Here is an 11,782-nt window from a genome sequence, read left to right on the forward strand (position 1 = left end):
GCCGTCTATCTGCCGGTCGCAGCCGGCGGCGACGGCTCGCTGCATCTGACGGAGGCCTTTGGCGTTCGCGGGGCGTTCAACCACAACTGGGACCCCTATTGGTCGTCGAGCCTGTTCGGCTCGTATGTGGCCGTCCGCTATGACGGCGCGGCCAAAGCCTTCATGTGCGCGAACTACACCACCCCCGCCAAGGCAGTCAGCGCGGATTACGTCTGCAACCCCGACTTCAACCTGTCGCAGCTTGGTGTCATCACCCGCTGGACCCCGGTCAAGAACCTGACTTTCTCCGCCGAATTCATGTGGTTCCACCTCGATCAGAAATTCCAGGGCTCCGCGGTCCTCGGCACTTCGGCCCCCAAGCCTACCGCGCGCTACGAGTTCAAAGACCAGGACACGTTTCACCTGCAGCTTCGTGCCCAGCGGAACTTCTGAGGCTTTTTTCAGCGAATAGACCTGACAAGTCTCGGTATGTCTTGATTTAGGCGTCGGTAAAAACGGGGCATTGGACAGCTAAAGCAAGATGGCTGACGTCCGTGGCGTGGGGACTGCAACATCGGTATGTCCGATTGATTTACCACAGGTATGGCGAGCGCGCTCGGTCGGTCCGCCAAGGTTCGAACGCAGCGGTGCTCGATGTTATCGAGACACGCGGCCACGCAGCGTACTGACGTCCGTAGACTGGACTGCTGACGCGGCATTTCCCCAGGTATTGCGAACATAGGTCAGGACGTCCGCGATCTCTGTGTCACTGAGATTCCAACCGAAGGATGGCATGGCGGGTGCGGTCGGGGCAGCTGAAGTGGCGACAGCGCGACTGCCGATCAGAACGACGCGAATCAAGGAGGTCGGATCAGTGGATTGGACCAGGGGCGCTTGTGCCAGGCGCGGGAATAGGGTTGGAACGCCCGCGCCGCTAGAAATGTGGCATGGCGCACAACGGTTCTCATAGACTGCCTTGCCCGCCACCATGCGTGTGTCATCGTGCGCCAGCGCAACGGCCGTGTTCGGGCCTCGAGGAGCACGATCCTTCAGATAGGTGGCGATCGCGAGAAGATCGGCATCTGTCATATGAGAGGTGGAGTTCTCAACGGCCTCGGCCATCGGCCCGGACGCAATGTCAAAAGAGTTGGCACCGGTCTTAAGATAGCGGACGATGTCTTCCGTGGACCAATGACCGATGCCCATACGGGGATCCGCGGTCAGATCCGGCGCATACCAATCCTGCAACAATGCGCCCTGCAAGGCTTCTCCACCCCGATCGCCGCCCGTGATGTTCTTCGGTGTATGACAGGTACCGCAATGGCCGAGGCCTTCGACCAGATAGGCCCCACGGTTCCACACATCCGACTTTGTCGGATCGGATTGAAACACCCCGGGCTTGAAATTGATCAAATCCCAGGTGGATGTTGCCGGTCGGCGGACATTGAACGGAAACCTGAGCTGATTCGGCTGAACCTCGTTGTGCACCGGCTCCAATGTGCGCAGATAAGCCCAGATCGCTGATACGTCCTCGCGAGTAACCTTGGTGTAGGCGGGACACGGCATTGCCGGATAGAGGCGAACCCCATCCCTACCAATCCCCTCATGCATCGCCCGCCACAAATCCGATTCGGTCCAGGCACCGATTCCCGTCGCAACATCCGGCGTAATATTTGGACCGAGCAATTTTCCGAATGGCGTCTCCAGCGCAGCGCCGCCAGCAAAAGGCTTACCGCCCGGCGCGGTGTGGCAACCGGCGCAATCGCCGAGCACGGCGAGATACCGGCCGCGCTCGATCTTCTCGAACGCCTGGTTGTCTTCCGCCGCGCGCGCGGCAGTCAGGCCGATCCCGCAGGCCGCGAGCGCAAGAATCATCAGATTGCGCATTCTCATGCCAATACCTCGGAGTGCTGGCCGTCAAATCTGCACGAGCGAGCCGGGACTCTTCAGGTAGCGGTTTACGATCGCGTCTGCCGCCCAATAGGCGAGTGCGCCCACGGTATCCGTGGGATTATATCCGGGGTTCTGCGGGAAGGCCGTGGCACCCATGACGAACAGGTTGGGCACGTCCCAGCTCTGCAAATAGCGATTGAGGGCGCTGATCTTGGGCTCGACGCCCATAATGGCACCGCCGCGTTCGCTTGGCGTTTCAGTTCGAGAGCGGTCAGATCAGTTTCTCACTGCCGGTTCTCTTGGACTCCCGTGGATTTGACGACACCGAAGTCGTCGAAGTTGCGAAGCAAGTTGTATGACGTTTTCAGGCAGCTCTGCAGTCAGTGCGGGGGGGCAGTTGTCGGATGACGAGCGTCGCGAGCTCGCAAGGATCAACGCGCGGTCAGCCTCGTAGGCTCGGCGGTCGCAATGGCGCAAAGAGGTGAACGACCCGACGAGACGCGACATGAAGGCTGCTATTGACCACTGGAATGTTGACGGTCAGGAGCGCATATAGGCTGTATGGCCAAACTTCCCGCGATGCGCATGCTTGAAGTGACGCTGATTGCTCTTCTCCCGCAGAAGTGGGAGTGGCAGGTCTGGGAAGCCGACATGCTGTTGATGAGCGGCCATGAGACTTCGCGGGAAACGGCTCAGATCGAAGGGAATAGCGCCCTGTTCTACTTGCTTCGGTGTCCGATTTGACCATTCGAAGCGCCTGACGCGAATTTATGTCGACTCCCGGCTGAAATGGGTGTCTAGTCGCTTACATCACCGCCCGGCCCATGGCTTCTATCGGTGATGAGAACGCCCGTTGCGCTCCCGCCCAATCACACAGGGAGCACCGCTGTGCCGGTTCGGCGACGTTTCAAGCTGTCATCATCCACATTCGAATTCCGCCTAACGCAAGAGGCGATCAACTTGCGCAAACAGGCTGAAGGCATGCCCCGAAGCATTCGCCGCGACGAGCTTCTGCGGAAAGCACGCCAGATAGATGTCGCCTCTCAAGTCAACAAGTGGCTGACTTCGCCAGGAATGCGTGCTCCGACTTAGAATTTGCGCGACAAATACTAGGCACCACTCGCCTGTTTATGCGCGCTCTTGCCTTAAAGCGACCACGGCACGTGATCCTATCGCCTGGCAAGAAAAAATGTGACGATCTCGAAAGCAAACAATTGACGCGAAAGGAAGCGGGCGTGGACACCGCCGTGACGCATTTAATCTCTGTCATGCTAGTTGGTTTTGGCGGCTGGATAATTGCTGTTTCACCGGTTCAGTCCGATATGTTCCCAATTTGGTTTGCTCTCGGTGCCTTTACTATCGCGATCGGGCTAATCAGCGCTCTCGGTGAGCGGCACTCCCGGTCGCGACCCTCGCGCTGATGAAAGCCGGCTCGGCGATCATCGGCGGCGAGATTTTCGCCCCCGTCAGCGAACGGTACCACCCATCTCTCGGTCCCTGAAGGCGAAGCCGGTCAAGATCGTGCTCGTGGCCGCCAGCCTATGCGAAGCGGATCGCGCCGGCATCTGGGTTGAGCCGAAGCTGCTCGCCGAGATCGAATACCGGGCGAAATCGGCCGAGGGCAAGGTGCGGCACCCGTTCTCAAGGGACTGCGGGAGGACCTCTGAGGATGACGTGGTGCATTCGCTGCCACAACTGCCGCTGGGTTTGCGCGGGTCATCCGACGAAGCCCTGGCTCGGTCGGCTGGCCTGCAACTGCGGTGGTGCCGGAGCGCCCTGCCCATCGTGCAATTCGAGGAATGACGACGCTAGCCGGCCCGAGGTGCCTGAGGGCTACGAGGCAGCGGTGACGAAGGATGATAACCTTGACTGAAGTAGCTTGTGCCAGCTAGCGGCCCGCGCAAGCGGCGTTTGGAACGCTTGACGATCTCGAGCTGAGACGGTTCCAGAATTAACCTGAAATCGCAGCATCTGCTTAATTCGGGTATTGTGCTGCGGGCGGGAAAACTCGGCACTAGGTTGCCGGTATGCCAAATCGCAACCGCCGCAAAGAACCGCCATCACTGCCGTGGATCAGAGACGATCTGCGGGCCTAGTATGAAGAGGTTCTTCGCCTGCGAGCCAAGTTGAAACGGTTGTTTGCAAAGAAGACGAGTGGCCAATCCAAGCGCAGCCAATCCAAGCGACGTCTAAGCCATCACTAAATTGCTGTGTGGTCTGGCAGCGGCTGCTGGCCACCACCATTCCTGCTGCCGCGGTAATTGCGTCCACGACGAGCGCCGAAACAACTTCGGAGCCGGCCTTGAAAAGCTGCGTACCAATGCGACGTCGCCCTTCGGCGATGCGATCGATATCACCGTGCAATTTCAGAACATGTGGAATTCGTATCGCTGCTTCAACACGCCGGTCCATATCGGTCATCAGACTGCCGGCAACGGAGCGAACGGTTGCTTGATCTATGGATCGTGGGTGGAAATTGGTTTCGTATGAACACCCGGCGCGTAGATGGCGTTCGACCAGACCTTCGCCATCCGCCGCTCCATCGAGGATGGTCATGAGCTTAAGAGAAGGCGCCGCGGCCATCGTGATTAATACGGATGGTCGCTTTCTCATGCAATTGCGCGACGAGCCGATCAACCCAGCACGGAGGGCGCGGGTTGGTCTCCCTCCGCGATGCGGCGAACTGCATCACCGCCCTCCCCCCAAAAGGAAACCAGCGCTCCGGAATGGCAAGCCGCGATTGATGCCCTCATCTTGGTGGCTGACCTCAATGGCCCCACCATGTTCGCGCGCATCCGCATCACGAAGGCTTTGAACCGCGAGCACGTTCGCCAGTTCAACCCCGCACGCAAGGATCACCACCGCGGCAAGAGAAAGCTCAAGAGGCACCAATGACCGTGTTCGTCATGTCGATACCAGCAAGCAGGTGGCGACAAAGATCACATCAAGATATTCGCCAACCAGGACGCCGGGGAGACTTGGTTTCAAGCGAATGACCCCGAAGGCGTGGCGTTCGAAATCCGTCGTTCGAATGAGCCCGGCCGAAGCAACCACCGGCTGGTCGAAACCGGCTTAAGGGGCGACAGCGGAAAAGCGCAGCAGGAAGTAAATCGCCGTCACAGTGAGCAATTACCCGATGGCGACTCGCGTCACCGCGGCCCGTCAAGGTTCCCGACCGCTGAGAAGAAGGGATGCGTGAATGTGGAGATCAGCTTTTGCAATCGCTGTCAGCGCCTGCATGATGTCTGGTGCGGCATCGGCGCAGGACATTCTTATGCCCCCAGAAGATCGATTCCATGACCAGGAATTGCGTCTACAACAGCGCGTTTATTCTCAGGGCGCCGTCATTTGCCTCGGCGGGGGGCGGGGACTCCAATGCAGCAGCAGTTGGATCGCTACTCAGGATGCCGCTGCCTGCAAAGACCAGGTCCCCATACCGCCCCGCGGTAACTCTCAGATACGCCGCGCTGGCCGAGATTGTGACAACGCATATTCCGCAACAACGCATATTCCGCAACAATGTGTGCACCTGCCACCCTTGCAGCTCGGTCCATCCCCCTGGCCGGGCCGTTTTTCTCCGGCTATGGGTCCCCTAGCCTCTTCGTCCGAGAACGAAGTTCCTCTTGCCCCTCCGCACAGCTAGCGAAGCCACGCGGAACAGTCCATTTGTGGCTGCGTTGAAGGTCGCACGCAGGATCCATGTGTGTAACGCCCCTGGCAGCTCGGTCCGGATTTGTCCCCTGGGCCGGGCTGCTTCCTTGACTACCGTGTGTGCCATTTCATACACAAACTTCGATAGCGTCTTGCTAGGATGGTGGTACTGGGATTTCAGGGCACCAGTGAAATAAACGCCGCCGGGACACTGCATTTCTAGCCCGGCGGCGCAATTTTGAACCCATCGACGGCAGCAAAGGCGCTGGGCGAGCCGACGAAACCGAGAGAGCCAAAGATCTTCAGCGTGAGCCGGACCTAGTTGTTGGCGACCTGCTTGTCTGTTGTCTTGGTTGGCAGCCTTACCGGGACTCGCGGCGTCGTGCTGACAACCCGCACGCTTCCGTCCGAAGCATGACTTTTGAGAGTCTCCAAAACCAGAAAGAATTTCTCAGCAAGCATGGCGGCCTCCTCCCCTGGTCGGTGATTGCGGAGCAAAGTATCAGCGCCCGCACCGCCGAACCACCACACATGACAATCCCAGAATCCGCCTGAGTCACCACGGGATAACTACGGGAGGCGAGAAAAACCGCGCTCCAGCACCAATTGTGCGCGCACTGCCCCAAGCAACTCGATCGGCTCCCCTGCCGGGCAGCTCACCTTCGCCGCCGGACAGCGCATTTCGAGCCCGACGGCGTATCTTCGAGAGAGTGAAAGCCGCCGCTCGGCTCCCCCATCTTCAAGTAAATTGCCTCTTTTTCCCGGATTTCGTGAAGCAGGTCATATCGCCTCGCTCCGGGATGTCGGAGGGTGCCGGTAGCGGAGGCCAAAACCATGGCTGAACCTGCGAAGCGAATACCGGAATGGTTGACGACCGACATCCTGATAATCGTCGTCGGCCTGGCGGTTATCCGAGTCGGATTCTGGATCGCCCCGTAGCCGCGAGCCACGCGGAAAACGGCGAGCGCGCATCGCCGTTGCCTCCCAAGTCCCCCTCCAAGACGTTGTAGCCGACCGTCACCGACCGTGGTTGTCAGGATCCAGAGCGCTTGCCAAACCGCGAAAGAGATCAGCCAGCTGCGCGAGGCTTAGGCGCACCACTCGCTCGCTCCTCCTTGCATCGAGTCGAGGCAGCCTATTTCCAGCGCATGAACCTGACAGAAGTCCAGGACCACGCGATACAAGCCCGGATGGCACTCATCGTTGGCCCGAAGGCGTTTGACCGGCTGTTCGCCGGCATTCACTTCGACGAACTCGACGGCGATATCCTGTTCGTTTACGCAAAGGATGAGGAAGCCGCGGCTGGGGTCGAGGACAACTTCTCGCTTCAAATTCAGATCGCGGCTTCGAAGGTCTTGAAGCGCCAGGTCAACATCGTGATGGTGTTGCCAAAGCAGTTCGTTCACTGAGCTGGCGCTATCATAGCCGGAGCCGTCTACGGGGTATCATCGCCGCGCGTCCGACCGCCGATTGAATGCGGCCTATTCCAGAAAAATTCCCGGTTGCCTGTCGCGGCCTCGGCATATTGATCTATGGCCAATATGATCGCTTGGACTTGGTGATAGCACCATCCCTCGTGCACACCGATCTTTCGAACCTCGGCCAAAGCTTTGAGGAACGGCGGCTGATCCTCGGCGTCGGAAAAGTATCTCTTCACCACTTCCGACCTCCAAGCACCTTCCCCGCGGTCGGCCCTGGCGCCGCCTTCTTAAGCCTGTCGCGTTCTGCGCAAAGCCCTTCGATCTTCGCGAGCATCCGCTGCAGGAGCAGTTCGGCCGAGGCGGTACAGATCCCCGCCCGTTGAAGCTTCATAATGTCGTTTCGCTGACGCCCGAGCTGGACGCGCATGTATTCGATTTCCCGACGGACGAACTCGAGATCTAGGCATTGAGACCCCGTTGGACTGCAGCCGCTCAAGTGAACAAAAAGGGAACAATCTTTCAAGTTACAAGTTGGGACTGCACCCAGATTTTTGGAGGTTCACATGGCCGACAATACGGAGAGGGACCCGAATGAGTGGGTTTCAGGACATGATCCGATGACCGGTGCCCAGGCATCGTACCTCAAGACCCTTGCTGAGCAGGCGCATGAGCCGGACCCGACAGAGAGGGAACTTACCAAGGCGATCGGGACGCTGCGGGAGAACGCCGGGCTCGCCAGGTAGCGTGCGCCGGCCCTCCTTAACGGCAGGACCCCAGTGCGCGTTGAGGGTCCATCGCCGTGGAAAGGCGACTGCTCCCACGTTTGCGAATCCCTGCCCCGTGCTAGCTCGCAGGAACGCAGGATGAACTGGCTGATTCGTTTGGCGCACCAGGAGCCTTCAAATGCTGATGACGAGGGAGCCGCGCGCGGCAATCCGGACCCTACAAGGATGGGCTATCGCCGTGCTGCAAGAATCCGGCGCCATCCGCGAATGCGAAGAGCATGGGTGGATGCAGGACCGCGCCGACCCGCACGCCCGCGATCGCGCCTTCGGCATGGCCCGCGAGTACCCGCCGCCTGGCGTCTCGTCGCAAACGGCCGCCATAGCGATCGCCGAAGTGCTGGACTCGATCGGCGACACCTGTCCGGAGTGCCCGCCCGACGGTGTGGTCTAACGGCTGCGACGACTCGACTGCGGACCTATATAATCCGCACATGGCCCCACCCGATCCCGAGCAAGGCGCTTCGACCGCGTCCTATCGCAAGATATTCACATCGACATGGATGCGTTCTATGCTTCCGAGGAACAGCGCGGCAACCCGGACCTTCGCGGAGAGCCGGTCGTGGTGGGAGGCTCGGCGGAGCGAGGCGTCGTGGCTGCCGCGAGCTACGAAGCCAGGAAGTTCGGAGTGCGGTCCGTGATGGCGTCGATCACGGCGAAGCGGCAGTGTCCAGACCTGATCTTCGTCAAGCCTCGCTTCGAGGTCTACAAGGCGATCAGCCGGCAGATCCGCGAAATCTTCGCCGAGCACACGCCGATCATCGAACCCTTGTCGCTCGACGAGGCCTACCTTGACGTGACCGAAAATCTTCAAGGCATCCCGCTCGCTCGGGACATTGCCTCGCGCATCCGCGAAACGATCAAGGCCGAGACCGACCTCAACGCTTCTGCCGGCATCTCCTACAACAAATTTCTGGCTAAGCTCGCTTCCGATCATCGCAAGCCGAACGGCCAATTCGTCATCTCGCCGGAAATGGGACCTGCCTTCGTGGAGAGGCTGCCCGTGGGCAAATTTCGCGGGATAGGCCCGGCGACGAGCGCGAAAATGAATGCGTTGGGCATCTTCACCGGTCTCGACATGCGCAACCAGACACTGGAGTTCATGAACGCTAACTTCGGCAAGTCCGGCGCTTACTATTACTGGATCTCGCGCGGCGTAGACGAGCGCCCCGTTCGAGCGAACCGGATCCGAAAGTCTGTCGGTGCGGAAAACACGTTCTCGGCCGATCTAATCGAATTCGAGACCATGGCAGCGGAGCTCGAACCGCTGGTCGACAAGGTCTGGCGGCACTGCAAGTCGACGGGCACTCGGGGGCGGACGGTAACGCTTAAAGTGAAGTTCGCCGACTTTGAGATCATCACGCGCAGCAGGTCCGTCTATTCAATCGCGAACCGCAGCGATCTTGCACAACTCGCCACTAGCCTGCTGAAGGACAACATGCCCCTTCCGAAAGCGGTGCGCCTCCTGGGGGTGTCGCTGTCTTCCCTGCAAGGCGGAGACGATGCAAGGCCGCCGCAACTGGATTTCGGGATTTTGAACCGACTAGGGCATCCACTCAGCATACCGCTGTAGCTCAGTCGGTGCAGATGTCTGCTGTAACCCTAAGAGGAGCATCAAAGCAGACCTCACAGTATGTCCGAGATGGTCCAGGAGCCGACATGAGGTTATCGCGACGGCGAACCTCCACGTCATTCTGGTGGTTGGCATCTTTGGCAACTAACATCCGCCAGCGCCTCAAATATAGCCGGCGTGCGCTCCAAGCGGGCAATTGTTCGCGCGCCTTCGAGGGCGGCTACCAACGCGGCTGCGGTAGAGGATGCGCGCGCGGGAACGAAACCGCACCCCCTAAAATGCTCAGCAACAATCTCGGTCGAATCAACAAATCCGCGCGCTACCCGTTTGGTCAGCTCAGCGTCGAGCGCGGGTAGCTCATTCGCCAGATTTTGCATCAGACACCCATACTGGAAATCAGAGGCGATCATTTCGGCCGCGAATGTGCTGAAAATCTCATGAACAAAATTCAGAGCATCGCCCGTCGTATTCGCCGAGACATTCCGCAATACCGCAATTCTACTCGCAACGTAATGATCGATTGCTTCTTCTGCGAGCTGTGCCTTGCCGCGTGGAAAGTGAAAGTAGAACGATCCTTTAGGCGCACCGCTTTCTTCAATGATCTGGGTCAATCCAGTCGCAGTGTAGCCTTGGATGCGAAACAGTCGTTCGGCCGTGGCAATCGCGCGAGCGCGGGCGTCAGTCTTACGTGGCATGGCGTGAACGTAACACCTTTCGCTTGACGCTACTATGGTGATCGACATACTATGGTGATCGCCATAATATGAATCTGGTGATGCCCCTCTACCAAAGCCTAGGTCAAGCGCCTGCACGCGGACGGTGCGTTTCGAAATGAGTCATCCAGTTAGTTTTAAGCCATCGGCGTCCCGACGAGCTGTCTTAGCGATGGGCGCGGCCAGCCTGATTGCGGTTTCACTTCGACCAGCCCATGCAAACCCCATAGGAGGAACTGATTTGACCACATCAACATATGGCGAGGGAACGCTTCCCGAGGGGGTCCGCTCGCGCATGATCCATGGGGTCAACGGCCTCGATGTCCATATTCTCGAGGCCGGTTACGAAAGCGCCGGTCGGCCGCTCGCGCTGCTCCTGCACGGCTTTCCGGATTTGGCTTACGGCTGGCGACACCTGATCCCAATTCTGGCTGACGCCGGGTACCACGTCGTGGCGCCCGACCAGCGGGGTTTTGGCCGCACCACCGGTTGGGTGAACGGCTATGACGTCCCGCTCGCGCCCTTCAGCCTTTTGAATATGACGCGTGACGCCCTCGGATTGGTTTCGGCGTTGGGGTATCGGCGCACGGTAATGCTCGTCGGGCACGACTTCGGCTCGCCCGTGGCGGCCTATTGTACGCTGGCCCGACCTGACGTCTTTCCCTCGGTGGTGCTGATGAGCGCACCGTTCCCCGGTCCGCCGGCGTTTCCGTTCAACACCGCGGAAAGCGAGGCATCGTCGGTCCAGCCGAGCACTGAAAACCAAAAGTTAGCGGCCGCGCTGGCGGCGCTCGATCCGCCGAGAGAGTATTACCAACAATACTTGAGCACACGGGAGGCGAACGATGACTTGTGGCACGCCCCTCAAGGTTTACATGCGTTTCTTCGTGCATTTTTCTACGTCAAGAGCGCTGACTGGCCGGGAAATAAGCCGCATCCGTTGAAGGCGCGAACCGCCATCGAACTTGCACAAATGCCCACCTATTACGTCAAGGATCTTGGCAAGACGATGCCCCAGACCGTCGCTCCATTCCAACCTTCCGCCGCCGAGGTCCAGGCCTGCAAATGGCTTACCGAACCGGAACTTGGAGTGTACACGGAGGAATATGGCCGCACTGGGTTTCAAGGCGCCCTGCAGGCTTATCGCGTCTATTCCGATCCTGACCTAAACGCTGAGTTGCGCCTGTTTTCGGGCAAGACGATCGATGTCCCATCGCTCTTCATCGGCGGTAAGAGCGATTGGGGCACCTATTCGGCGCCAGGTGCGGTCGATCTTATGAGAACGAAGGCGGCGACGAGGATGGGTGGCATCGAGCTGATCGAGGGCGCCGGTCACTGGATCCAACAGGAGCAGCCGGTTCGGCTCAGCACGCTCCTGCTCGCCTTCATCAAGGAGGTGGGTGGGCCGGACCACACCAGCGATTTTGGACTTGGCGGCCGTTAGCCTCTGTCCTGCCAATCACGATCCGCGAACACGCGTCGCGCCCTATCTTGGCGCTCCGGGCTTTGAGGGTGTAGCGACGTGCCTCGCGTCACAGAAGTGCGTGCCCGTACAGAAGGCGTTATCGCGTGGCGTCCCAACGTGTCGTGAGAAATGAGTCTGCTCTGGGTCAAACTGCGACTTCACGGCATCATCCGGCGACTTCCGCTTTACCCCCGATAACCGGCACTCGACACGACGGTCGGAAGGTCGGTTGCGGGCCCAGGCCGTGTGAAAATGGTGCAACTTGGAGCGCACTGGCGCATTTCGTGGCCGCCGAGCTTCTAATT

At 59.4% G+C, this 11,782-nt stretch carries 10 protein-coding genes and 2 pseudogenes; 8 read left to right on the forward strand and 4 right to left on the reverse strand.

The features are described 5' to 3' along the window. On the forward strand, positions 1-432 hold a 432-nt coding region (locus OZ411_RS41490), incomplete at its 5' end, for a porin (protein ID WP_282532579.1). A gap of 204 nt (positions 433-636) precedes the next feature. On the opposite strand, the gene OZ411_RS41495 is transcribed toward OZ411_RS41490, so the two are convergent. Next, positions 637-1,872 carry a cytochrome c gene (locus OZ411_RS41495; RefSeq protein ID WP_282532580.1) on the reverse strand — a complete coding sequence of 412 codons (1,236 nt, stop codon included), beginning with the start codon at positions 1,870-1,872 and terminating at the stop codon, positions 637-639. Between the two features lie 24 nt (positions 1,873-1,896). Continuing rightward, positions 1,897-2,112: pseudogene (locus OZ411_RS41500) on the reverse strand (GMC oxidoreductase); the annotation flags it as partial. A 321-nt stretch (positions 2,113-2,433) separates the two neighbouring features. On the opposite strand from OZ411_RS41500, the gene OZ411_RS41505 reads away from it, so the two are divergent. Beyond that, a complete protein-coding gene (locus tag OZ411_RS41505) occupies positions 2,434-2,616 on the forward strand; it encodes a hypothetical protein (protein ID WP_130580458.1) in 183 nt (60 codons plus the stop codon). An 816-nt stretch (positions 2,617-3,432) separates the two neighbouring features. Further along, positions 3,433-3,539, forward strand: a pseudogene (locus OZ411_RS41510) (DNA ligase); the annotation flags it as partial. A gap of 406 nt (positions 3,540-3,945) precedes the next feature. Here the strand turns inward: OZ411_RS41510 and OZ411_RS41515 are convergent. Continuing rightward, positions 3,946-4,428 (reverse strand): hypothetical protein, encoded by a 483-nt coding sequence (locus OZ411_RS41515; protein ID WP_282532581.1) that lies wholly within the window; start codon positions 4,426-4,428, stop codon positions 3,946-3,948. Positions 4,429-6,713: 2,285 nt separating this feature from the next. Between OZ411_RS41515 and OZ411_RS41520 the strand changes: the two genes are divergently transcribed. From OZ411_RS41520 to dinB, 4 genes are all read left to right on the forward strand, one after another. Then, entirely contained in the window at positions 6,714-6,932 is a 219-nt protein-coding gene (locus OZ411_RS41520) for a hypothetical protein (protein ID WP_282532582.1), read from the forward strand. A gap of 575 nt (positions 6,933-7,507) precedes the next feature. Next, positions 7,508-7,687, forward strand: a complete 180-nt coding sequence (locus tag OZ411_RS41530; protein ID WP_282532583.1) for a DUF3072 domain-containing protein — start codon at positions 7,508-7,510, stop codon at positions 7,685-7,687. A gap of 160 nt (positions 7,688-7,847) precedes the next feature. Beyond that, positions 7,848-8,120, forward strand: coding sequence for a hypothetical protein (locus OZ411_RS41535; protein WP_282532584.1), 273 nt, complete (start codon positions 7,848-7,850; stop codon positions 8,118-8,120). 105 nt (positions 8,121-8,225) lie between these two features. Beyond that, positions 8,226-9,299 (forward strand): DNA polymerase IV, encoded by a 1,074-nt coding sequence (gene dinB, locus OZ411_RS41540; RefSeq protein ID WP_282532585.1) that lies wholly within the window; start codon positions 8,226-8,228, stop codon positions 9,297-9,299. 116 nt (positions 9,300-9,415) lie between these two features. Here the strand turns inward: dinB and OZ411_RS41545 are convergent, their stop codons facing one another. Continuing rightward, positions 9,416-9,994 carry a TetR/AcrR family transcriptional regulator gene (locus OZ411_RS41545; RefSeq protein WP_130580449.1) on the reverse strand — a complete coding sequence of 193 codons (579 nt, stop codon included), beginning with the start codon at positions 9,992-9,994 and terminating at the stop codon, positions 9,416-9,418. A 259-nt stretch (positions 9,995-10,253) separates the two neighbouring features. Between OZ411_RS41545 and OZ411_RS41550 the strand changes: the two genes are divergently transcribed. Next, a complete protein-coding gene (locus OZ411_RS41550) occupies positions 10,254-11,456 on the forward strand; it encodes an alpha/beta hydrolase (protein WP_282532586.1) in 1,203 nt (400 codons plus the stop codon). The last annotated feature ends 326 nt before the right edge of the window (positions 11,457-11,782 follow it).

Source organism: Bradyrhizobium sp. Arg237L, from assembly GCF_029990105.1.
Classification (GTDB): Bacteria; Pseudomonadota; Alphaproteobacteria; order Rhizobiales; family Xanthobacteraceae; genus Bradyrhizobium.